Origin of the sequence: Kribbella sp. NPDC023855, from assembly GCF_040639475.1 — a bacterium.
Lineage (GTDB): Bacteria > Actinomycetota > Actinomycetes > Propionibacteriales > Kribbellaceae > Kribbella.
Genome location: NZ_JBFAAA010000009.1, coordinates 256821 through 280563, shown reverse-complemented (window position 1 = coordinate 280563; position 23743 = coordinate 256821). Strand labels below are relative to the sequence as shown.

18 protein-coding genes are annotated in these 23743 nt (G+C 67.4%); 14 read left to right on the top strand and 4 right to left on the bottom strand.

The window, feature by feature from the left end; genetic code table 11:
* Nucleotides 1-590 precede the first annotated feature (590 nt).
* Complete coding sequence (locus AB0F51_RS28570) at nucleotides 591-2792, top strand: MMPL family transporter (protein WP_360284857.1); 2202 nt, start codon at nucleotides 591-593, stop codon at nucleotides 2790-2792.
* 256 nt (nucleotides 2793-3048) lie between these two features.
* On the opposite strand, the gene AB0F51_RS28565 is transcribed toward AB0F51_RS28570, so the two are convergent.
* The gene (locus AB0F51_RS28565) at nucleotides 3049-5304 is read right to left on the bottom strand and encodes an FdhF/YdeP family oxidoreductase (protein WP_360284855.1); all 2256 of its coding nucleotides are present in this window, start codon (nucleotides 5302-5304) and stop codon (nucleotides 3049-3051) included.
* A 185-nt stretch (nucleotides 5305-5489) separates the two neighbouring features.
* Here AB0F51_RS28565 and AB0F51_RS28560 point away from each other — a divergent pair, with 185 nt between their 5' ends.
* The 4 genes from AB0F51_RS28560 (at nucleotide 5490) to AB0F51_RS28545 (ending at nucleotide 11788) form a co-directional block, all read left to right on the top strand.
* Nucleotides 5490-7769: a rhamnogalacturonan lyase gene (locus AB0F51_RS28560; RefSeq protein ID WP_360284854.1), complete on the top strand. Its 2280-nt coding sequence runs from the start codon at nucleotides 5490-5492 to the stop codon at nucleotides 7767-7769.
* Between the two features lie 75 nt (nucleotides 7770-7844).
* Nucleotides 7845-8573: an SDR family NAD(P)-dependent oxidoreductase gene (locus AB0F51_RS28555; protein WP_360284852.1), complete on the top strand. Its 729-nt coding sequence runs from the start codon at nucleotides 7845-7847 to the stop codon at nucleotides 8571-8573.
* 61 nt (nucleotides 8574-8634) lie between these two features.
* The gene (locus tag AB0F51_RS28550) at nucleotides 8635-9945 is read left to right on the top strand and encodes an MFS transporter (RefSeq protein WP_360284850.1); all 1311 of its coding nucleotides are present in this window, start codon (nucleotides 8635-8637) and stop codon (nucleotides 9943-9945) included.
* Nucleotides 9946-9970: 25 nt separating this feature from the next.
* Entirely contained in the window at nucleotides 9971-11788 is a 1818-nt protein-coding gene (locus AB0F51_RS28545) for a GAF domain-containing protein (RefSeq protein ID WP_360284848.1), read from the top strand.
* Between the two features lie 11 nt (nucleotides 11789-11799).
* On the opposite strand, the gene AB0F51_RS28540 is transcribed toward AB0F51_RS28545, so the two are convergent.
* Entirely contained in the window at nucleotides 11800-12210 is a 411-nt protein-coding gene (locus AB0F51_RS28540) for an SgcJ/EcaC family oxidoreductase (RefSeq protein WP_360284847.1), read from the bottom strand.
* Nucleotides 12211-12310: 100 nt separating this feature from the next.
* A complete protein-coding gene (locus AB0F51_RS28535; protein WP_360284845.1) occupies nucleotides 12311-13273 on the bottom strand; it encodes a sigma-70 family RNA polymerase sigma factor in 963 nt (320 codons plus the stop codon).
* Nucleotides 13274-13496: 223 nt separating this feature from the next.
* On the opposite strand from AB0F51_RS28535, the gene AB0F51_RS28530 reads away from it, so the two are divergent.
* The 9 genes from AB0F51_RS28530 (at nucleotide 13497) to AB0F51_RS28490 (ending at nucleotide 22679) form a co-directional block, all read left to right on the top strand.
* Nucleotides 13497-14255 (top strand): P-loop NTPase, encoded by a 759-nt coding sequence (locus AB0F51_RS28530; protein WP_360284844.1) that lies wholly within the window; start codon nucleotides 13497-13499, stop codon nucleotides 14253-14255.
* Between the two features lie 48 nt (nucleotides 14256-14303).
* Complete coding sequence (locus AB0F51_RS28525) at nucleotides 14304-14657, top strand: prepilin-type N-terminal cleavage/methylation domain-containing protein (protein WP_360284843.1); 354 nt, start codon at nucleotides 14304-14306, stop codon at nucleotides 14655-14657.
* A gap of 88 nt (nucleotides 14658-14745) precedes the next feature.
* Nucleotides 14746-15840 carry a type IV pilus twitching motility protein PilT gene (locus tag AB0F51_RS28520; protein WP_360284841.1) on the top strand — a complete coding sequence of 365 codons (1095 nt, stop codon included), beginning with the start codon at nucleotides 14746-14748 and terminating at the stop codon, nucleotides 15838-15840.
* Nucleotides 15837-17474 (top strand): GspE/PulE family protein, encoded by a 1638-nt coding sequence (locus AB0F51_RS28515; RefSeq protein ID WP_360284839.1) that lies wholly within the window; start codon nucleotides 15837-15839, stop codon nucleotides 17472-17474. Before AB0F51_RS28520 ends, AB0F51_RS28515 begins: the two co-directional genes overlap by 4 nt.
* A 1-nt stretch (nucleotide 17475) precedes the next feature.
* Nucleotides 17476-18681, top strand: coding sequence for a type II secretion system F family protein (locus tag AB0F51_RS28510; protein ID WP_360284837.1), 1206 nt, complete (start codon nucleotides 17476-17478; stop codon nucleotides 18679-18681).
* Nucleotides 18681-19145 carry a type II secretion system protein gene (locus AB0F51_RS28505; protein WP_360284835.1) on the top strand — a complete coding sequence of 155 codons (465 nt, stop codon included), beginning with the start codon at nucleotides 18681-18683 and terminating at the stop codon, nucleotides 19143-19145. The genes AB0F51_RS28510 and AB0F51_RS28505 overlap by 1 nt, the downstream gene beginning before the upstream one ends.
* A complete protein-coding gene (locus AB0F51_RS28500; RefSeq protein WP_360284833.1) occupies nucleotides 19142-19771 on the top strand; it encodes a type II secretion system protein in 630 nt (209 codons plus the stop codon). Before AB0F51_RS28505 ends, AB0F51_RS28500 begins: the two co-directional genes overlap by 4 nt.
* On the top strand, nucleotides 19768-21849 hold the full coding sequence (locus AB0F51_RS28495; protein ID WP_360284831.1) for a hypothetical protein: 2082 nt from the start codon (nucleotides 19768-19770) through the stop codon (nucleotides 21847-21849). Before AB0F51_RS28500 ends, AB0F51_RS28495 begins: the two co-directional genes overlap by 4 nt.
* A 176-nt stretch (nucleotides 21850-22025) precedes the next feature.
* Nucleotides 22026-22679, top strand: a complete 654-nt coding sequence (locus tag AB0F51_RS28490) for a response regulator transcription factor (protein ID WP_360284830.1) — start codon at nucleotides 22026-22028, stop codon at nucleotides 22677-22679.
* A gap of 8 nt (nucleotides 22680-22687) precedes the next feature.
* Here AB0F51_RS28490 and AB0F51_RS28485 read toward each other — a convergent pair whose 3' ends face one another.
* Complete coding sequence (locus AB0F51_RS28485) at nucleotides 22688-23620, bottom strand: NADP-dependent oxidoreductase (RefSeq protein WP_360284828.1); 933 nt, start codon at nucleotides 23618-23620, stop codon at nucleotides 22688-22690.
* Nucleotides 23621-23743: the final 123 nt, after the last annotated feature.

Below are 23743 nucleotides of genomic sequence, written 5' to 3'. Positions count from 1 at the left end.
CTGCCCGCTCGCCTGCCCGCTCGCCTGCCCGCTCGCCTGCCCGCTCGCTCGCCCGCTCGACCATCATCCCCATCGAGTCGTCACTCGACGCCCACCGCGCCGCATTGCGGCATCGCGGCGCCACGCACTTTGCGCGCCGCGGCGCGCTGCCACGCCGGCTTTCTGCGCCGCCTCGCGGCGGCACTCGCGCTGGCTCTCCACGGCGCATCTCGTCGCCTGGCCGCGCGCGGAGCGCGCTTTCGGGGCCTGTCTCGACGCGCTGCCCTCAACGCTCTTCTGTGCGACCCCTCGGGGATACCCCGGAGGGGTCGGCCGGGGTGTCTGGCGTGCCCGCGCGGCTAGCTGAGCGGGGAGGCGCACTCTGGGTGGTGGTTACCGCCACGTTGCGTCAGGTGGTACGGCGTACTGGGCGGTTTGTACTGCGGTTTTCCCCAGGGTGGGGTGGGGTCAGCCCCAGGGTGAAGTCGGTGGCTTCCTGCATGGTGGCAGGTGCCTGACTTAACGAAAGCTGAGACCCGTAGCCAGCAGCGGCGTCGGGCCGGGGCTGGGAGGGTGCGTCCAGAGGCGGGCGCTGAGGGGTAGGAGTCACCATGTCCAGGTCCACATACAGGGGACAACTCACGGTCCGGGCCGCACGATGGAGTGCCACCCATCCGTGGCGCGCGATCGCCATGTGGGTGGCCGTCGTCGTGGCGTGTTTCGCGCTCGGCTCGGTCACGGGCACCAAGGAGTCGACCAACGAGGGCGACATCGGCGAGGTGACCCGGGCCGACAACATCGTCAAGTCCGGCAACTTCCCCGACCACGACGTGGAGAGCGTGCTGATCACGCCGAAGTCGGGAGCTCTCGACCAGGCCGAAGCCGGCAAGGTCGCCGGCGTGGTGACTGAGCGGATGCGCGCCCTCGGTGGGGTCGCGGAGGTCGCCAAGCCCATCCTGTCGCCGAAGAAGGACGCACTGATCGTCCGCGTCACGCTGAAGGACGGCGAGGACGACAACCGGGTCCAGCCGCTGCTCGACGCCACCGCCAAGGTGCAGCAAGAGAATCCAGGGATCAGAGTCGAGCAGGTCGGCGGTGAGTCGATCGGCAAGGCGCTGGAGGAGACACTCGGGGAGGACTTCAAACGCGCCGAGATGTTCAGCCTGCCGGTGACACTGGCGATCCTCCTCGTCGCGTTCGGCGCCCTGATCGCGGCCGCAGTACCGCTGCTGCTCGCGCTGTCCGCCGTCGGTGCCGCGATCGGCCTCGCCGCCGCAGCATCCCAGCTCGTGCCCGCCGTCGACGCGGTCAACAGCGTGATCCTGCTGATCGGTATGGCGGTCGGCGTCGACTACTCACTCTTCTACTTGCGCCGAGAGCGCGAGGAACGAGCCAAGGGCCGCGGTCACGTCGACGCGGTCGAGATCGCGGCAGCAACCTCCGGGCACGCAGTGGTCGTCTCCGGTACTGCGGTGATCATCTCGATGGCCGGACTGTTCCTGGCTCAGGACGCCGTGTTCTCTTCCTTCGCCGTCGGATCGATCCTGGTAGTAGCCGTCGCAGTGGTCGGCTCGCTGACCGTGCTGCCCGCACTGCTCGCCAAGCTGGGCCGCTGGGTCGACCGGCCGCGCGTCCCGCTCCTGTGGCGCCTCACCGCGAACAAGACGAACCCGCGTCTGTGGCCGGCCCTGCTGAAGCCGGCTCTGAAGCACCCGATGGCCACGCTGCTCGTCTCCGTCACCGCTCTGCTCGCCGTTGCGTCACCTGCCCTGGGTATGAACCTGAAGTTCCCCGGCACCGAGGACCTGCCGCGCGACACCGCAGTGATGAAGGCATACGACCGGCTGACCGCGGCGTTCCCGAGCACCGGCACCAGCCACGAGGTCGCAGTACGGGCTCCGGCCGACCAGCAGCCGGCTGTGAAGGCTGCGTTCGCGGACCTGACCAAGCGGACCCAGTCGGACAAGCTGTTCGCACAGGACGGGCTGGAGGAGCCGAAGGTGTCGGCAGACGGCACTGTGTCGGTCTTCTCGGTCTCGACGCCCTATGAGGGCAGCAGCGACCAGGCGCGTGACTCGCTGACCAAGCTGCGCACGGAGTTGATGCCGCAGACCTTCGGCAAGGTGCCGGGCGTCGAGTACGCGGTGGGTGGGTTCGTGGCCGCCGATGTCGACTACGCCGCACACACCCGGGAGAAGCTGCCGCTGGTGATCGGGTTCGTGCTGCTGCTGACGATGATCGTGATGATGGTGACGTTCCGGTCCGTGGTGGTCGCGGTCACCGCGATCGGGCTGAACCTGCTCAGCGCCGGCGCGGCGTACGGGGTCGTCACCGCGGTCTTCCAGAACACCTGGGCCGAAGGCATCCTCGACTTCCGCTCGAACGGCGCGGTCGTGTCCTGGCTGCCACTGTTTCTCTTCGTGGTGCTGTTCGGACTGTCGATGGACTACCACGTGTTCGTCGTGAGCCGGATCCGCGAGGCCGTACTGCGGGGCGTGCCGACCAAGCAAGCCGTTGCCGAGGGCATCACCGGTTCGGCGGGTGTGGTGACGAGCGCGGCAGCCGTCATGATCGGCGTCTTCGCAGTCTTCGCCACCCTGAGCACGCTGGACATGAAGCAGCTGGGCGTAGGCCTCGCGGTGGCAATCCTGATCGACGCCACCATCATCCGAGCGGTCGTCCTCCCCAGCATCATGACCCTCCTCGGCGACGCCAACTGGTGGGCCCCCAAGTGGCTCCGCACCAAACAACCCAAGCACGCAGTAACCACCCCCACCCCCGAAGAAGACCGAGAACTAACCCCCGTCGGCTAACCCTTCCCACCCCCCACCGCCCCGCCCGGCACCCGCCGGGCGGGGCGCCTGCCTGCCAGCACCCCAAGAGCAACAGACAAGAGCAACAGACAAAGTCCGCTGCCGGCGGTGGTTGCTGTAGAAGGCGGACGTGGCGGCTAGGTGCCGGGCTGCGGGCGCTTTCGGTGGAGACAGAGGAGTTGATCGCCGATGGGTTGCGGGCGCGGCAGCGAACCGCCGGAGGGTATGGCCGCTGCCGTTACCGAAGCCTGTCTGCTCAGGTGGTTGGTTCTAGGCGGATTGTTAGGCCTTTGGCTACTGGGGTGTTGCTGCCTCGGGCTACGTCGTCGGCTGACATGAGGACGTTGGTTTCGGGGTAGTAGGCGGCTACGCAGCCTCGGGCTGTGGGGTAGGAGACCAGGCGGAAGTTGGTGGCTCGGCGTTCGGTGCCGGCGAATTCGGAGATGATGTCCACTTTTTGGCCGTCCTGCAGTCCTAAAGCTGCTAGGTCTTCGGGGTTGACGAAGACGACTTCGCGGGTGCCGTGGATGCCTCGGTAGCGGTCTTCCAGGCCGTAGATGGTGGTGTTGAACTGGTCGTGGCTGCGCATCGTTTGCAGTAGGAGGCGGCCGGGTTCAGTCGGGAGCCAGGTGAGGTCGTTGGCGCTGAATTGGGCCTTTGCGTCTGAGGTTTTGAACTCGCGCTTGTCGCGCGCAGCATGCGCCAACAGGAAGCCGCCGGTTGCCTGGAGTCGCTGCTCGAAGTTTTCGTAGCCGTCGCAGACTCGTCCGATCCGCTGCCGGATCAGGCTGTAGTCGCCGGCGAAGTCGGCCCACGGGATCTGCCCGACGTCTGGGACCACCAGCGATGCAATCCCGCAGACGATGCCGATCTCCGACTTCAACTCAGGTGCCGGAGGCAACAAGTTTCCGGTCGACAAGTGGACAGCGCCCTGCGAGTCCTCGACCGTCACGGATTGCGGCCCAGCCGGTGTGTGGTCGTGGTCGGTTCGCCCCAGCGTGGGCAGGATCAGCGCCTCGCGACCGACCACCGTGTGCGACCGGTTCAGCTTCGTCGACACCTGCACGGTCAGATCGCACTGCCGCAACCCGGCATGCACAACGTCAGTGTCCGGCGTCGCCATCGCGAAGTTTCCGCCCATCGCGAAGAACACCCGTACTGCGCCCTCGCGCAACCGCTGCACCGTCGCGGCCGCGTCTACGCCGTGCTCACGCGGCGAGCTGAACGAAAACTCCCGATCCAGCCGGTCCAGGAACGCGTCGGGCATCTTCTCCCAGATCCCCATACTGCGGTCGCCCTGCACATTCGAGTGCCCGCGCACCGGACACGGCCCTGCGCCCGGCTTGCCGATGTTTCCCTGCAGCAGCAGCACGTTGACGATCTCGGTGATGGTGGCAACGGCCTCGCGATGCTGAGTCAGCCCCATCGCCCAGCAGATCACCGTCGCCTTCGACTTGATGAACCGCTGGGTGAACTCCTCGATCTCGGCTCGCGTCAGCCCCGTCGCCAGCTCGACCGCCGGCCAGTCCAGCTCGGCGTTGTGCTTGGCATAAAGCTCGTACCCACTGGTGTGCTGCGCGATGAAGTCCTTGTCCAGCACCGTCCCCGGCGCGGCCGCCTCGGCTTCGAGCAACAAGTGGCCGACGGCAAGGAACAGAGCCTGGTCGCCGCCGATCCGGATCTGCAGGTGCTGGTCCGCCAGCTCGGTGCCCTTGCCGACCCACCCGGAGACCCGCTGCGGGTTCTTGAAGTTCATCAGCCCGGGCTCGGGCAACGGGTTCACCGAGACGAGTTCGGCGCCGTTCTTCTTCGCGATCTCGAGATGACTGAGCATCCGCGGCGCGTTGGTCCCCGGGTTCTGCCCGACTACCACGATCAGCTCGGCCTGCTCGAGCATCTCCAGCGTCACCGCGCCCTTGCCGCTGCCGATCACCCGCGACAGCGCAGTACCGGAGGATTCGTGGCACATGTTGGAGCAGTCGGGCAGGTTGTTCGTGCCGTAGGCGCGGACGAAGAGTTGGTACAGGAACGCGGCCTCGTTGCTGGTCCGGCCGGAGGTGTAGAAGACAGCGTCGTTCGGGTCGTCCAGTGCCTTGAGGCGTCGCGCCACAACGTGGAACGCTTCGTCCCACCCAATGGGCTCGTAGTGCGTGGCGCCGGCTCGCAGCAGCATTGGCTCGGTGATCCGGCCGAACTTGCCGAGCTCGAACTCGGAGATCTGGTTCAGCTCGTCGATCGAGTGCTCGGCGAAGAAGGCCCGCGGCACCCGCTTGCGGGTCGCCTCCCAGGCGACGGCCTTGGCCCCGTTCTCGCAGAACTCCGCCGCGTGCTTGCGCTTGCTGTCGGGATCCGGCCAGGCGCAGGACGGGCAGTCGAAGCCGCGATCCTGGTTCATCTTGAGGAACACCTTGCCGGTCCGCAACGGTCCCATCTCGCGGAAACCGAACTTGAACGACGAGAGCACGGCGGGGACGCCGGCGGCCTTCTTCTTCGGTTGTTCGATGTCGACCATGGTTCCACTGTAATTCTGGCTATCAGCGCAGGCAGGTCCGATAGCCGTCGCCGATGTCACGATTCGCCGCGACCGATTGCGGACACAACCGTCGACAGGTCGCCGCAGCCGCGCTAGCTTCCCTGGAAAACGCTTGCCGCCACTCTTGCACCGTCTGCCGCCACCCTCGCACCGAAGGATCCGCCATGACCTTCCGCCGAGCCCGTCGAGTCACCGCCCTCGTCCTCGCAGCACTGCTCGCAACAACAGCCACCGCCGGTACGACGTACGCCCAGCCCCCGTCCGCAGCTGACACCGTGTCCGCAGCCGGCCCCAAGCTCGAGAAGCTCGATCGCGGCCTGGTCGCGACCACCACCAGCGAGGGCGTCTTCCTCAGCTGGCGACTGCTCGGCAAGGAGGCGACCAGCAGGACCGACCACGGCCTGGCCGGGACCGACTTCGCCGTCTACCGCGACGGCAAACGCCTGGCGACCGTCACCGACAGCACCAACTACCTCGACAAGGCCGGTACGCCGACCTCGCGGTACCGGGTCGTCCCGCTCGTCAACGGCCAGGAGCGGGACCGCAGCGACTACGCCACCCCGTGGACCGGCGGGTACCGCGAGCTGCCCCTCCGCAAGCCCGCCGACGGCGTCACCCCGGCAGGGGAGGCGTACACGTACTCCGCCAACGACATGAGCGTCGGCGACATGGATGGCGACGGTGAGTACGAGTACGTCGTGCTCTGGAACCCGTCGAACTCCAAGGACGTCTCCCAGATCGGCTACACCGGCAACGTCTACATCGACACGTACAAGGCGGACGGCCGTCTGCTGCACCGGCTGGACCTAGGGGTGAACATCCGGGCCGGAGCGCACTACACGCAGTTCCTGGTCTACGACTTCGACGGCGACGGCCGCTCCGAGATGATGCTGAAGACCGCACCCGGTACCAAGACGACCCGGTACGCCAAGTCGGGCGAGATCAGGTCCGAGCGCTACATCACCATGCCGGCAGAGGACCGCAAGGCCGGCTACAGCCACCAGGACGACTACCGGGTCAGCAAGGCCGGGTACTACGAACACCTGGTCGCCATGTTCCAGCAGTGGCACGACCAGCCCGAGGTGAAGAGCGGACAGTGGCCCGCGACTCTGGAAGCCGCCTTCGGCATCGCCCAGCGCTACACCTACCCACTGAGCCGCACGGACGCCGCAGCCCTCGTCGACTACTTCATGGACGTCTACGCGCCCAGCCGGAGCACCCGCAACCAGCTCCGCAACTTCGAGGGCTTCATCCTCAAAGGCCCGGAGTACCTGACAGTCTTCGACGGTCTGACGGGCCGGGAGCTCCAGACGACCCACTACGAGCCAGGACGCACCGACGACGGTCTCCGCTGGGGTGACTACGCGATGGGCCGGATCGAGCCCGGCAACCGCGTGGACCGGTTCCTGGCCGGGGTCGCCTACCTGGATGGGTCGAAACCGTCAGCAGTCTTCGCCCGCGGCTACTACACCCGTACGACGCTTGCCACCTACGGCTGGGACGGCAAGAAGCTCACCAAGGGCTGGGCGGTCGACAGCGGCTGGACCCCGATGACGAACCCGTTCAACGACGGGCCGCACGGCCGGGACGGCACCGACCCGGTTTACGGGTCGATCACGACGCAGGGCTTCCACTCGCTGAGTGCGGCCGACGTGGACGGCGACGGGAAGCAGGAGATCGTCTACGGCGGCGCCACGATCGACGACGACGGCAGCCTGCTCTACAGCTCGAAGGACGTGATGCCGTCGGCCAGTGCGGATCCTGGTGCGATCGCAAGGCTCGGGCACGGCGACGCCATGCACGTGACGGACATCGACCCGCAGCGGCCCGGCCAGGAGATCTTCACCGTGCACGAGGGCGGGACCTATGCGCCGTACGGCTATGCCCTGCGGGAGGCGGCGACCGGGAAGGTCATCTACGGCGAGTACTCCGGCAAGGACACCGGCCGCGGCATGATCGGTGACATCATCCCGGAGGAGCCGGGCCTGGAGACCTGGGCCATGCGGCTGCGCAGCGCCGACGGTGATGCGCTCGGTCCGACGTACCCGGGGACCAACGCGAGCATTCGCTGGGCCGCTGACATGACTACTCAGATCGTCGACGGCGCCATCACCGTCACCCCGACCATCAAGGACTGGCGCCGCGGCACGCTGCTGACGGCCGACGGGACGCTGGCCAACAACCACACCAAGGGCAACCCGTCCCTGGTGGCGGACATCCTCGGTGACTGGCGGGAGGAGCTGCTGGTCCGCACTGCCGACAGCAGCGCGATCCGCATCTACCTGAGCACCGAGGTGACCGACCGCAAGCTCTACACGCTGATGCACGACCCGCAGTACCGCGTAGAGGTGGCGCGGCAGAACACGGCGTACAACCAGCCGTCGTACACCAGCTTCTACCTGGCGTCCGACCTGGACTGGGCGAAGGTTCCGCTGGTGAGGTGAGGTCACATGGCTGGCGGCGCAGGTATGTGCCGCCAGCCCATGGCTCGCGTCTGCTGAGATTTCTATGGTCTCCGCATGACCCGAGCACTAGTCACCGGAGCTGCCTCCGGTATCGGCGCCGCCTGCGTCCAGCGTCTCGCCGCGGACGGAGTACAGGTCGTCGCGGTCGACTACGACGCTGAAGGTCTCCGTGAACTCGCCGGGACTGGCATCGAGACCCTGACCGCCGACCTGTCCGATCTGGACGGTCTGCAGGACCTGCCGACCGACATCGACATCCTGGTGAACAACGCGGGTGTCCAGCAGGTCGCCCCCATCGAGCAGTTCCCGCCCGAGCGGTTCGGCTACATCCTGCGGCTGATGCTCGAGTCGCCGTTCCGGCTGATCCGGCAGACCCTGCCGCACATGTACGGCCGCGGCTGGGGCCGGGTCGTCAACATCTCGTCCGTGCACGGGCTGCGGGCCAGCCCGTTCAAGGCCGCGTACGTCGCGGCCAAGCACGGCCTCGAAGGCCTCAGCAAAGTGGTGGCGCTCGAAGGCGCCCCGCACGGCGTGACCAGCAACTGCGTCAACCCGGCCTACGTCCGGACGCCGCTGGTGACCGCGCAACTCGCGGACCAGGCCTCGATCCACGGCCTGACCGAGGCCGAAGTACTGGACAAGATCCTGCTCGAACCGGTCGCGGTGAAGCGGCTGATCGAGCCGGCCGAAGTGGCCGAGCTGGTCGCGCTGCTGTGCGGACCCGCGTCGGCCTCGCTCACGGGGAGCTCACTCGTTCTCGACGGCGGCTGGACCGCCCACTAGCCGCGCCCTGGCGCCGCCAGCAACTCACCCAACCCGGACCCAGGCCACTAGGAGCCCGCCCATGGCAACATCAACCGAACCGACGGCGACCAAGACCCCGATCGCGAGAGTGGTCGGCGCCAGCCTGATCGGTACCACTGTCGAGTGGTACGACTTCTTCCTGTACGGCGTCGCCGCGTCCGTCGTCTTCGGGGATCTGTTCTTCCCCAAGGGCGAGCAGCTCACCGGCACGCTGCTCAGCTTCGCCACCTTCGCCGTCGGGTTCTTCGCCCGGCCCGTCGGCGGTGTCGTGTTCGGGCACTTCGGCGACCGGCTGGGCCGCAAGAACCTGCTCGTCCTGTCGCTGGTGATGATGGGGCTGGCGACGTTCGCGATCGGTCTGCTCCCGACGTACGCCCAGGTCGGCGCGCTGGCCCCGATCCTGCTGACGGTACTACGGCTCGTCCAGGGCTTCGCGCTCGGCGGCGAGTGGGGTGGCGCAGTACTGATCGTGTCCGAGCACGGCAGTCCTGAGCGGCGTGGGTTCTGGTCGTCGTGGCCGCAGGCGGGTGCGCCGGCGGGACAGTTGCTCGCGAACGGCGTACTGGCCGGGCTCGCGGCATTCCAGAGTGATGCGGCGTTCGACAAGTGGGGCTGGCGGATTCCGTTCCTGCTGTCCGCAGTACTGGTGCTGGTCGGGCTCTGGGTGCGGCTGCGGATCGAGGAGTCGCCGTTGTTCAAGGACGCGCGGGCCAAGCAGGAGCAGGAGCCGGCCGGCAAGCTGCCGTTCGTCGAGGTGATCACGAAGTACCCGCGTGAGGTGCTGACCGCGATGGGTGCCCGGATGGCCGAGAACGTCAGCTACTACATCTTCACGATCGTGATCGCGACGTACGCGAAGGAACATCTCAAGCTGGACAAGTCGTTCGCGCTGAACGCCGTCCTGATCGCCGCCGCGGTGCACTTCTGCGCGATCCCGCTGTGGGGCGCACTGTCGGACCGGATCGGGCGCAAGCCGGTCTACCTGTTCGGCGCGATCGGGGTCGGCGTCTGGGGCTCCGTCTTCATGGCGATGGTGAACACGAAGAGCTTCGGGCTCGCGGTCCTCGCGGTCACCATCGGGCTGATCCTGCACGGTGCGATGTACGGGCCGCAGGCATCCTTCTTCACCGAGCTGTTCGGCACCAGAGTCCGGTACTCCGGGGTGTCGGTCGGCTACCAGTTGGCCTCCGTCATCGCGGGTGGCCTGGCACCGTTCATCGCGGTCGCCTTGCTGAAGGCCTACGACTCCGGGTTCGCCATCTCGGCGTACGTCGCGGTCTGCTCGCTGATCTCGATCGTCGCGGTGCTCAGCTACGGCGAGACCCGCCGACGCAACCTGGCCGAGCTGTGATCGTCAGCGGTGACATGATCCGTTGATGGAGGAACTGCTACGCCTGCTGGCGGAGGACGCGCCGGGCAGCGAGCTCGCGCGGGCGGCCGGATCGAACCAGGCCGCCCGCGACCTCGCGCTCCGGATCCGCGCCGGGATGGACGCCAGCAAGAAACGTGAGACCGAGTTGTCGGCCTTGGTCGACGTCGCCCGCGAACTGGCCTCCGCCCGGGACCCCGGCAGCGTCCTCGACACCATCGTCCACCGGGCCCGCACCTTGATCGGCACCGACGTCGCCTACCTCACCCTGTACGACGCGGCGCGCGGCGACACCTTCATGCGGGCCACCGACGGATCGGTGTCGGCCGCGTTCCAGCAGCTCAGGCTGCCGCTCGGCGCGGGTCTGGGTGGGCTGGTCGCCGAGACGCACAAGCCTTACTGGACAGCGGACTATCCCGCGGATCACCGCTTCAAGCACATCTCGACGATCGACAACGCGGTCGGCGAGGAAGGTCTGGTGGCGATCTGCGGTACGCCGCTGATCGTGGACGGCGCCTTCGTCGGCGTACTGTTCGCCTCCAACCGCACGCGCCGGCCGTTCAGCCGCGAGGAAGTCTCCTTGCTCGGCTCGCTGGCCGCGCTGGCGGCGGTCACAATCGTTCAGGTCCGAGGCGCTGCCGAAACGGCCGCTGCGCTCGAGCAACTCTCAGCCGCTCACGCCGGTGCCGAACACGCCGCTGCGGCCCACGACCGCTTCGCCGAGATCGTGCTCTCCGGCGGCGACGTCGACGCGATCGCCGCCGCGCTGGCCGAGCTGCTCGACGTCTGGGTCATCCTGGTCGATGCCACCGGCAACGAATTGGTCCGGGCTGGCGGGGTGAATCCTCAGGCCGGTCAAGGCGGCAAGCCGTCGTCGGGTCCGCCTGGACGGCTGGTTCCGTGGGCAGCGTCGCCGGCCTCCGGGCGGCTGACCAGAGTCGCCGATTGCTGGGTTGTTGCCGCGACCGCAAAGGGCGAGCGGCTTGGCGCGCTGGTGATCGGTGGCGTTGACGAGCTGTCTGGTGCCGACCAGCGGATCGTCGAGCGTGCCGCAGTCGTCACGGCACTGGTACTGCTCTTCCGCAGGCAGGCCGCCGAGCAGTCGCAGCGTGCTCAGGCGGACATCCTCGCGGATGCGCTCAGTGGCACTACTGACCCGCGTGCACTCGCCGATCGCTTTCGCCTGCTGGGTAAGCAGATGCCCAAGCAGGTGATCGTCGCCGTCTGCAGAGGCGACCACACCGGAGTACTGGCTCGACTGTCAGCTCCCCTGGAGGACAGGCTCGCGCTGGTCGGCCCGTACGCCGGTGACCTGGTCCTGCTGATCGCCGACTCCGATCCGGTGAGGGTGGCGGGGGAGTTGCGCGAGGTGGCTCGGCGTACTGGTGTCACCATCGCGGTGACCGGCCCGGCGACGTGGGGAAGCGAAGTCATCGCAGTATACCGCGAGGCGGCCCGGCTCGTCGCCACGATGCTGCGCCTCGGCCGAACGCGACAGGCCGCAACCCGCGACGACCTGGGCCTCGCAGGACTCGTCGGCGCCACAGAGACCGACGTCGCTGCCCATGTGAGCCACGTACTCGGCGCCGTCATCCAGTACGACGAACAGCGCGGTACCGACCTCATCGGCACTCTCCGCGCGTACTTCGCGGCCGGTCAAAGCCCAACCCGGGCAGCCGAAGCCCTCCACGTGCACCCCAACACGGTCCAGCAACGCCTGGACCGGATCACCGTCCTGCTGGGGGAAGGCTGGCTGGAGCCGGAGCGGACCCTGAACGTCCAGGTCGCCCTCCAACTCCAGGCCACCCTGCCCGACTCCAGCTAGCCCTCTCCCTGCTACCTCGAAACGGCCAGGACCGGACTGTTGTGGTAGGCAACGATCAGCCACTGGCCGGCCCGCTTCTCGAAGACCCAGGTCGCGTTCACCTTGCCGGTGTCCGGGACCTCGGTCTGACCCGGGAACAAGACGCCGGATTCGCTGATCACGATCGCGGCGTCGCTGCCGACGAAACGCAGGCTGAGTTGCTTGTCGTAGGTCGAGGTGCCCTTGAGCGGCCCGTCGAAGGCAAGAGCCATGCTGTCCCGGATCGTCGCCCGGCCGTCGCGAAGCGAGCCGGGCAGGATGGCGGTGGCATCCGCGGTGTAGTTGGCGACCATGCCGTCCGCGTCGCCGGCTTCCCACGCCTTGTACGAGTCGACCAGCACGGCCTGGATGGCGGCCACGTCTGCGGCGCGATTGTCTGACATCGGGTTCTCCCTGGTGAGCGGTTCGCCCGGGGGATTCCGGCGAACTCGGGAGTACATACCGCCGACAGGTCCGGAACTCATCGCTTGCGAGGAAAAAGATCTAGGCGTCGAATCTGGCCGGCAGACCGAACGCCGCGAACACCCCGGAATCCTGGAACACCGAAGTGCGGCCGATGCCCTCGGTCGTGACCGTGAAGATCTGGAGCGTGTGCAGCTCGTACCCGTCACCGGCGCGCCGGTAGGCGGCGAAACCGTGCTGACCGTTGGCGGTGACGGGCTTCAGCCGCCAGTCCGTTCCGGCCTTCGCGAAGACCCATTCCATGAACAGGCCGTAGTTGCCCGGACCGGTGAACCAGTTGCTCATCGGCGGCATCTCCAGGATGACGTCGTCAGTGAGCAGCTGCTTGAGGCCCTCGACGTCGGCGTTCAGGAAGGCCTGCATGTAGCGCTCGACCCAGGCTCGCTGCTCGGCATCGAGCGGCTCGCTGGCACTGTCATGCTCGATCCCGGTCTCCTTCAGCCGGGCGCGGGCCCGCTGCAGGGAACTGTTCACCGACACGACCGTAGTACCGAGGATCTCCGCCGCCTCGGCTGCGGAGAAGCTGAGCACATCACGCAGGATCAGCGCTCCGCGCTGACGGGCCGACAGGTGCTGCAGGGCACCGGCGAACGCCAGGCGGAGGCTGCTCCGGTCGATCACGGCGCCGGCCGGGTCACCGCCGGCCAGCATCGAGTCCGGCAAGGGTTGGAGCCAGGACACGTTCTCGGCCCGGACGAGCGGCGCAAGCGGCTCGGACTCGGCCACCAACCCGGATGGCAAGGGCCGCCGGCCGTGGCTCTTCAACGCGGTCAGACAGACATTCGTCGCGATCCGGTAGAGCCACGTCCGAACGGAACTCAAGGATTCGTCGTACTGCTCCCGCGCGCGCCACGCTCGCAGATACGTGTCCTGAACCAGGTCCTCGGCGTCGTGGATCGTGCCGAGCATCCGGTAGCAGTAGGCCAGCAACTCCGAACGGAAAGGCTCGATCAACCGATCGAATCCGTCGTCGTTCGCCGTCACACCCACGCCCCTTCTCAGCCCGACCAGGAGCACCGTACCCGACAGGCTGTCTGTAGGGCGTTCGGTGGACAGGCGTGGGCTGATCGGCCCACCCGGTCGTAGCCTCTCTGTCGCCCGTTCACCCGCTGTGACGACTGAACGGCCGCCGCCACTCTGTAGGCGGGATCGGCGGCCGAAACGGTGACGGAGAGTGCGGATCCCTCATTCTGACGGGGGGTGTGGGATGGCGGACTGCCGGATCGTCACGGTCTTCGCGGCCAAAGGCGGCTGCGGCAAGACGACTGTCGCGACGAACCTCGCCACCGTTCTGCACGACCGCGGCGCGTACCGCGTCTGCCTGCTGGACCTCGACCTGGAGTTCGGCGACGCCGCCAGCGTGCTCGGGCTCCGGCCCGAACGCAGCATGGTCGACGCGTTGGTGATGGACCGGCTGACGCCGGCGACGGTCGCCTCGCTGATGACGAACTACCTGCCCGGATTCGACTGCCTGCTGGCGCCGACCCGGCCGGGCGAGGCGCGACTGATCCCGGCCGCGCTCGTGAGCCGGTTGCTGGCCGTCCTGCCGATCGCCTACGACTTCGTCGTGGTGGACACGCCCAGCCACTTCACTCCGCACGTACTCGCGGCCCTCGACGCCGCGGACCACCAGATCCTGGTCACCACGCCGGAGCGGCCCGCGCTGAAGAACCTCCGCGGCACGCTCGACATGCTCGACCTGCTGCCGTACGACCGGGCCGCGCGGTCGATCGTGATCAACCGCTCCGACCCCGGATCGGACCTTCCGGACGAGTTCCTGGACGCGCTGGTCCGCAGCCCGATCGCCGGCCGGCTGCCGGCCTGGGACGACGTACCCGCCTCGATCAACCGCGGCGAACCACTCGCGGCGGCCCAACCAGACCACGCGGTCAGCCTGGCGATCCGGCAATTGGCCGCGGCCCTCCTGCAGGACGGGAGGTGCAGCCGCGATCCGCCGACGGGCTAGCACGTCTCGCAGTACAGGCCAGAATCCTTACCAGAGAAAGAGAAAACCATGCTCCAGAATCTCCGCCAGGCTCGCCGCAACGAGTCCGGCTTCACCCTGATCGAACTCCTGATCGTCATCGTCATCCTCGGAATCTTGTCCGGCATCGTCGTCTTCGCCGTCTCAGGCATCAACGACCGCGGCACCGCGGCGGCCTGCAAGTCGGATGTCAGCACCGTCGAGGTCGCGGTCGAGGCGTACTACGCAAAGACCGGCGCCTACCCCGCGGCTGGCAACTGGACCGTGCTCACGACAGGCGATGACCGGTTCCTCAAGAGCCAGCCGAGTAGCCCCGACTACACCGTCACACTCGGCGCCGACGGCGCGGTGACGTCGACACCTGCCAACTGCCTCTTCCCCTGATCCATAACCACAAGCGCACTGCCGGGGAGGGCTGACCCCCAAGGGCTCTTCCCGGCAGTGTTCCATCTCGGCAAGCGGAGGAACGGTCATGAAAGGTCTTGCTCGCGGTAGCCGCGTCGACGTGCTGCTGGAGGAGCTTTGGAACGCCGGCGGCACCGACCTGCTGCTCACCGTGGGCATGCCACCGCAGCTTCGCGTCCACGGCGAACTGCATCCGGTCAGCGGCGCCGCAGTACTGAGTCACGACGACACCGACCAGGTCCTGTCCGAGCTCTTCACGCCGGTACAGGCCGAGGCCTGGTGCAACAGCTTCGAGCTCGACTTCTCCTTCTCCTGGCGTGACACCGCCCGGATCCGCGGCAACGCGTTCAGCCAGCGCGGCGACAGTGCGCTCGCGCTCCGGATGATCCCGCGGAACATCCCGACCATGGCCGAGCTCGGGCTGCCACCGATCCTCGGCCAGTTCGCCCGCCAGCATCAGGGCCTGGTCCTCGTCACCGGCCCGACGGGCTCCGGCAAGTCGACGACTCTCGCGGCCGTGATCAACCAGATCAACACGGACCGGGCCTGCCACATCATCACCATCGAGGACCCGATCGAGTACGTGCACGATCATCGCCGCTCAGCCGTGAACCAGCGCGAGGTCGGCAGCGACACAGCCTCCTTCGCCGATGCACTCAAGGCGGCCCTCCGCGAGGACCCCGATGTCCTGCTGGTCGGCGAGATGCGTGACCTCGAGTCGATCCGATTCGCGCTCACCATCGCCGAGACCGGCCACCTCGTCTTCGCCACGCTGCACACCAACGACACCGCGCAATCGCTGGCCCGCATCGTCGACGTCTTCCCGGCCGAGCAACAGTCCCAGGTCCGCGTCCAACTGGCTGCCGCACTGAGTGGCGTCGTCTACCAACGCCTGATCCCTCGCGTCGGAGGCGGACTGATCGCGGCGTACGAGGTGATGGTCGCGAACTCCGCGATCCGCAACCTGATCAAGGAGGGCAAGACGCATCAGCTGCGCAACTCACTCGTCACCGGTCAGCGCGAAGGCATGCTCACGCTCGAGCAGTCGCTGTCCGAGCTGGTCCAGGCCGGGACGGTCTCGTACGACGATGCCGTCGCGCGCAGCCTCTATCCCAAGGAAATCGAGACGCGGCCCCGGCTGCGGGCAGGAGCGCCGGCATGAGGCACCGCAAGCGTGAACAGGCCGCGGACACCGTCACTCTCGCCACGCGGCCCGAAGTACGGCCGGCCGCGACGCAGGAAGACCTTCAGATCGAGCGCAACCGGGCTCGGCAGATCGCCGAGCAGCACGGACTCGGTCAGGTCGATCTCCGGACGGTCAGCCCGGATCCGGCGGCCGCGGCGCTGATCGACGAAAGGACCGCGCGGGCGCTCACCGCCGTCCCGCTGACCGCCGACGCGGACAGCGTCACCGTCGCGGTCGCCGATCCAGAGGTCGAGGCCGATCTGCGAGCCGTGCTCGATCGAAGAGTCGTACTACGGATCGCGGCGCCGACCGACATCCTCACTGCCATCGGCAACAGCTTCCGGGCCCTGACCGGGATCGACTCCCGCCTCAAGATGTTCGAGGCCCGGGACGTGATCCGCAAGGACTCCAGCCGGGTCGAAGTGGCCGCCGCGAACGACGAAGCGCCGGTCGTCCAGGTCGTGCAACTCATCATCACGCAAGCCCTGCGGGACCGGGCGTCCGACGTACACATCGAACCGCACGACGACCGGGTCCGGATCCGGTTCCGCGTCGACGGCGCGTTGCACGACCAGTTGGAGCTGCCCGGCTCGATCGGCCCGGCGGTGGTCAGCCGGATCAAGATCCTTGCCGACCTCAACATCGTCGAGCGCCGCCGCCCGCAGGACGGCCAGATCAGCATGGACGTCGAAGGCCGCGAGGTCGACATCCGGGTCTCCACGACGGCTGTGGTCGGGGGCGAGAAGGTCGTCCTCCGGCTGCTCGACAAGAGCCGCCCGCTGTTCAAGCTCGAGCAGCTCGGTATGCCGGCCGAGATGGCGAAACGCTACTCGAGTCTGCTCAGGTCGCCGTACGGGATGGTGATCTGCGCGGGGCCGACCGGCAGTGGCAAGACCACCACGCTCTACGGCTCGCTCGGCGAGATCAACACCCCCGAGCGCAACATCATGACGATCGAGGACCCGGTGGAGTACACCTTCTCCTCGATCAACCAGATCCAGATCAACGAGTCGGCCGGCATCACCTTCGCCGGTGGGCTGCGGTCGATCCTGCGGCAGGACCCCGACGTGATCCTGGTCGGCGAGGTGCGCGACGTGGAGACCGCGCGAATCGCCGTACAGTCCGCGCTGACGGGCCACTTCGTGTTGTCGTCCCTGCACGCGACCGACGCCGCGACGGCGCTGCATCGCCTGCTGGACATGGGCATCGAGAACTTCCTGATCGCCTCCTCGGTCAGCGCGGTCGTCTCCCAGCGGCTGGTACGCCGGATCTGCCACAACTGCCGTGAGAGCTACCACCCACCGGCCGAGGAACTGGCGTTCCTGGACACCTTCGGTGGCCAGGTCCCGGTCGGCGGGCTGGTCCGGGGTGTGGGCTGCAACTTCTGCTCGCACACCGGCTTCCTGGAGCGGACAGGCGTCTACGAGCTGATGCCGGTGACAGACGCCATCCGCGAGCTGATCGTCGACCGGGCGTCGCACGACGAGATCCGCAAGGTCGCGCGGTACGAGGGCATGCGGACCCTGCAGGAAGAAGCGGTCCGGCTGATCGGAGCCGGTGTCACGACGGTCGCCGAGGTCGTGCGGTCCATCTACGTGGTCGGGAGCTGAGATGACCAGGTTCGCGTACGTCGCCCTCGCGCCCGACGGCCAGCGCGCCAAGGGGTTCACCAAGGCGGAGACCCGCGAGGAGGCCGAGCTGGCCTTGTACGAGCGGGAACTGCGCGACATCCGGGTGACCGAGAAGCCGGGCTTCCTCCAGATGGAGATCACCGCCCGGCGGGTCAAGCGCGAGGAGGTCATGCACCTGTCCCGCCAGCTCGGCGCTTTCATCAAGGCCGGGCTGCCGCTGATCGACGCGGTCCACAGTCTCGGGCAGGAGGCCGACAACACCTCCGTACGCCGGATGATGGCCGAGGTCGAAGCGGGACTCCGGGGTGGGGAGAAACTGTCGGACTGTTTCGACCGGCATCCCAAGATCTTCCCCGAGTTCTACCGGGGCATCCTGCGGTCCGCGGAACTCAGCGGCCAGCTCGACTCGGTGCTGACCCAGCTGGCGAAGTATCTGGAGCGTGATCTGGAGGCCCGGCGGAAGATCAAGCAGGCGATGATCTACCCGTCCATCGTGGCGCTCATGTCGCTGGTCACCGTCGTGGTGCTGGCGGCCTTTGTGTTGCCACGGTTCAAGGAGTTCTTCGCGAGCCTGAACGCCGAGCTGCCCCTGCCGACCCGGATGCTGCTCGCCGTCACCGACTTCCTCACCGCTTGGTGGTGGGCCATCGGCATCGGCACTGCGGCGCTCGCGCTGATCCTGTTCGCGATCACCAGGACCCAAGGCGGCCGCTACGCCCGGGACAGACTGTTCCTGGCGCTCCCGGTGATCGGTGGCACGATCCGTTTCGCCTTGGTGGAAAGGTTCTGCCGGATCCTCTCGTCGATGGTCGGCGCCGGCGTGCAGCTTCCCGAGGCACTCCGGGTCGCGACCGGATCTTTGCCGAACCTGGTCTTCCGGCAGGCGCTCGGCGGAGCGGGCGAGGCACTGCTCGAGGGCGAAGGGCTGGCCCGGCCACTGGCCGCAACCGGCCTGTTCCCGACCACCGCCGCACAGATGATGCGCGTCGGCGAGGACACCGGAACGCTCGACACCCAGCTCGAGGTCACTGCCGAGTACTACGAAGGCGAGCTCGAGTACAAGCTGAAGAAGCTGATCGGCCTGTTCGAGCCGGCCGTCATCATCGCGATGGGGGTTGTGGTCGGATTCGTCGCCGTTGCGCTGGTGTCCGCGATGTACGGCATCTTCCGTCAGGTCCAGGGCTGATGGCGCGTCGCCACCAGGTCACCGGCGACCAGGGAGAGACCCTGGTCGAGATGCTGCTGGCCGTCGCGGTCATGGGCATCGCGGCGGTGGCGCTGATGGCCGGCCTGACCACGAGCGTGCTGATGTCCGACATCCACCGCAAGCAGGCAACCGCCGGTACCACCGTCCGCGACTACGCCGAGGCGCTCCAGAACTACGTTGCCGACGGCCACTATGTCGACGGCTGTGACTCACCGACGGTTTACGGCCTCGGCTCTTTCGCAGTACCGGCAGGCTTCCAGCACTCGGTCGTCGCGGGTTCCATCCAGTACTGGGATGGTGCGGCTTGGCAGTCGGCCTGCGCGGCGAACAAGGGCTTGCAGAAGCTCACCATCAAGGTCGTCAGCGATGACGGGCGAGCCAGCGAGCAGTTGATCGTCGTACTGCGAAAGCCTTGTAGACTGGGTGATGACCTGTGCGGATGAGGGAGCAGTCCGAGGGCGGGTTCACCCTGGTCGAGATGCTGGTGGCGATCGTCATCATCGGCATCGTCACGGTCCCGTTGTCCGGCACCGTGATGAGTGCCCTGCGCAACACCGGCAGCACGCAGGAGCGGATGGACCTGTCGCACGACGCGCAGCTCAGTTCGTCGTACTTCGCCCGTGACGTGGCGGGCGTCGGCATCCGTGACTACGACAACGTCAGCGGCAACTCGTTGCCCTTCAAGCCATCCGTCCAACTAGATGCCGCCTACAACCAAGGTGGCTACACCTGTGGAGGAGCCAGTACTCCGGTCGCCGCGCTGCGGTTGCTGTCTGACTCCTGGGACCCGACGGATTCGATGACGGCTCCGAAGACGGTGGTCGTTGCCTACTACCTCAAGACAGTGGCCGGAGGCACCGAGTTGCACAGGTTGAAGTGTGTGGGCAGCGACACGCCGTTCGACGTACTGGTGGCCCACAACGTCAAGCCCGGCAGCGTCACGGTGAGCTGCTCGTCGGCCTGCGAGGTGGCGGATGTTCCGAACGAGATCACCCTTCGCCTGGTGGCGACGAAGCCGCTGGCCGGCGAGTACCCGATCATCCTCAACGGTCAGCGGAGGCAGTCATGAAGTCGCGTGCCCGTTCCGAACAGGGTGCAGCGCTGGTCCTGGTGATGATCCTGGTGACGGTGATCGCGCTCGGACTCGCGGCGCTGCTCACCAGAGCGGACACCGGCGTCCGGGCAACGGTGGGACTCCGCGACCAGGCAGCCGCGACGTACACGGCGGACGGCGCGTTGCAGGCCTCGATCAACAACCTCCGCAACAGCACCTACAACAACTCCGCCGGCCAGAACTGCTTCGGTGGCTCGAACACCCTGCAGCTGAACGGTTTCTCCGGTGCCGACTCCGCAGCGGTCAGCTGCGAGGCCGACCCGAAGAAGGTGCTGATCCAGTGCCCGTCGCTGTCGCAGTGCAACCGGCCGGGCAACGCGATCCTGACGCTCGGCAAGGTCAGTGGCGAGGACGGCCTCAACATCCGCCAGAACACCGGATCGACCTTCCGGATCCGGGGCAACGTGTTCTCCAACTCGAACATCAACGTCGTCAACGGCACGCTGAACACCAACGCCTCGACGTGGGCGAGAACGTCCTGCACCGGGACGATCCAGAGCTCTCCGCCGCCTTCCTGCAACTACGGCAGTACGCCGAACGTCCTCGGCGACGACCCGAACTACGCGCCCTCGGCAACGGAACCACCGGTGCACCGTGACCTGCCGAACTGTACGACGCCCAACTCGGTAGTGACGTTTCTCCCGGGCACCTATGACGACGTAGTCGGCCTGAACGACATGATGAGGGGCAACAGCGCCTGCAAGAACAGCACCTGGTGGTTCAAGCCAGGCGTGTACTACTTCGACTTCCGCAACAACGGCGTGAACTCCAACCCGCTGCTGCCGGCCGGACCCAACGGCAACACCTGGTCGGTCAACGACGGCTACCTGGTCGCCGGTACGCCGGTCAACGCGGCCGGCACCGTGATCGCCAGCCCGACAGTGCCGGCCTCGATCCCGGGCTCCTGCGACAACCCGATCAAGAACGCGAGTGCGGTCGGCGTGCAGTTCATCTTCGGCGGCGACAGCCGGTTCGCGATCAAGGCCGGCCAAGCCGAGATCTGCGGAACCTACCGCGTCGACCGGGCGCCGGTCGCGATCTACGGCCTCAAGTCTGGCACCGACACCACCACTTCCTGGACCGGAGCCGACGCCCTGAAGCTCTCCAGCGTGACGGCTGCCGGCCTGTTCACCGATGCGACGGCGGCCAACCTCGCAGCGTCTGGCGACACCCCGGTGGCGTTCTGGACGAGCGCGAAGAAGAACGACTCGACTGTCCTGCAGGTGCAGGGCTTCGCGCCGACTGGGGCGATCCCGGTGGGCTCGGTGCTGACCTCCGCCGAGGTCAAGGTCCGGCACCGGCACACCGACATCACCGCGGCCGATTCCTTCGACGTCTCCCTGACCACCGGCGGCGGCCCCGCGTTGACCGGGTCCGCGCCTGGACGGCTCGGCAGCACGATATTGCAGACGACCAGCATCCCGCTCGACACGGCCCGGACCGGAGCGCTCGCCAGGGCGGTGAACGCCGGGACCTACAGCGGCTCGACCATCGCGCTGACGACAAACCTGCAGAACGATCCCAAGGCCGACACCGAGTTCATCGACTCGATCCAGCTCGAGCTCAGCTTCGTCCCGCCGGCGTTTCGCGCGGCCGGCGGGTGTGTCACCAGCGTGCCCTACACGGGCGGTGGCGAGGACGGCGCCAACTGCTCCCTGGTCACGGCGGTCAACAACTCCGGCAACCAGTTCTACGTCCAGGGCACGACGTACGCGCCGAAGGCCGCGCTCGACATCACGCTCAACAACGCGGCCGAGCAGGTGTTCCGGTTCGGGGTCATCTCCCGTTCCCTGTGGGTCAAGGAGACCGGCAGCTTCTCGTACACGGGCGTGGTGATCGAAGTCCCGGACGACTCACCGGGATTCGTCTTCAGCATGTACCTGTCCGTCTACCTCTGTCCCAAGTCCCCGACCTGCGGCACAACCGGTTCACCCGTACTCCGCGCCAAGGTCGCCCTGGTCGACAGCGACCCCACCACCCCCCAAGCAGGAGCCCGCCAGGTAACGATTCTGAGCTGGTCGCGGCCTGGATGAGCCCGGCCCAGCGTGGTGGTCACCGGGTGACGAAAACCGCGGTCGAAACGGCGAAAAGCACCGTAGCCAAGGTCGTAACAGTTGCTGTACGTTCAACGATGTTGGTAACAGAAGGTAGTTATCGGTCGCCAGTATCGCCCGTTTGGTTACGGACGGCGACGGCAGCGGGGGGACGCATGACAGATTCGATCGGTGTCGCCGTCATCGACGGCCACACGCTGACCCGGTACGGCCTGGTCAACCTGGTGAGCTCGGCCGCCGACATCCGGATCGTGGGGGAGTGCGGTTGCGCCGCGGAGGCCGCCGCCGTCGTCGCGGCGAGCGAGCCCGACGTGGTGGTGCTCGACGTCGCGTTGCCGGACGGCGACGGTCTCCGGGTCGCTCGCGACCTCCGCGACCGCTATCCCGACCTCGGGATCGTCCTGCTCACCTCCGCGACGGAAGACGACGTACTCTTCCGCGCCTTGGAGACGGGCGTGTCCGCGTTCGTGTGCAAGACCGCGCCCAACTCGGAAGTGCTCGCCGCCATCCGGCACGCCGCGGTCGCGGCAGCCTCCTTCACGGCAACGGGCCTGGCACTGGCTCTCGGCCGGCGGGCAACGGTACCGACCGGGCTAGTGCTCAGTCCGCGCGAGCGAGAGGTCCTGTCGCTGCTGGCCGACGGACTGTCCGTGCCGGCCATCGCCAAGTCGATGTACGTCAGCCACTCGACGGCCAAGACCTACGTGTCGCGGCTCTACGAAAAGCTCGGCGCCTGCAACCGCGCCCAGGCCATCATGGGCGCCCTCCGCCTTGGCCTGATCGAGCAGAAGCTCTCAGTACCGGCCTAGCGCGACCGTTACGGAGTGAGCACCAGCCGCCCGCGGACACCGCCGGCGGCTAGTTGCTTGTACGCCGTAGCCGCCTCGCTCAGCGCGTAAGTCCCGGCAACCCGGGTAGACAATGCTCCTGACTCCACGAGTCGCACCACGGACTCCAGCCCGGTTCGCTCTGCCTGCACGAAGACCGAGTGAACCGAGATACCCCGCAGCGGCGTAGGTTCGTTTACCGCGACCACGTGGACATGCCCACCTCGGTTGCGAACAGGCTCCTGCGCAGCGATCCCGAGCACCGCAGCGTCGATGACAGCATCCACACCAGCCGGTACGACGTCGTGGACCGCGCTGGTCAGGTCAGCCGTTCGCGGCACGACGTGGTCGGCCCCGAAGCCTCGTACCAGCGCCTCATCGGCAGTGCTCGCTTGAGCGATGACAGTGAGCCCCAGATGCTTGCCCAGTTCAACTGCATAGCCGCCGAGCCCTCCGGCGGCTCCAGTGACGAGCAGGGTCTGTCCGGCGACCAGACCGAGCCGGTCCAGCGCCTGCAACGCGGTCAGGGCGTTCAGCGCGAAGGTCGACGCCGCGACGAGGTCCAGCCCGGCCGGTGCGGGTGCAACCGCGTCAGCGTTCAGGACGACGTACTCGGCATGCGTCTTCAGCGACCGGCCGAGCAGATCGGACAACCCGATCACCGGGCTGCCCACGGTGAGCGACACCCCGGGGCCGACCGCATCGACGGTGCCGGCGACGTCCCAGCCGAGGCCGAACTGCGGGCGGGGTGCGCTGAGGTTGTAGTCGATCAGCGTGCCGTCGGTGGTGGCGAGGTCGACCGGGTTCACCGCGGCCGCGGCGACCTTGATCCGGAGCTGGCCGGGGGCCGGCTCAGGCATCGCGGTGTCGATCAGTTCGAGTGCGTCGGGTCCTTCCAGACGACGGGCGACAAGTGCGCGCATCGATGGTTCTCCTTGAGTTCGTTGGGGAGTTACCACTGTCCGGTCGTCGTCCGGGCGGCGGAAGAACGCACTTTGGAGTGCCTAGCAAACTCCCGGGTCTGTCGGCCGTTCTGCCGACACCGT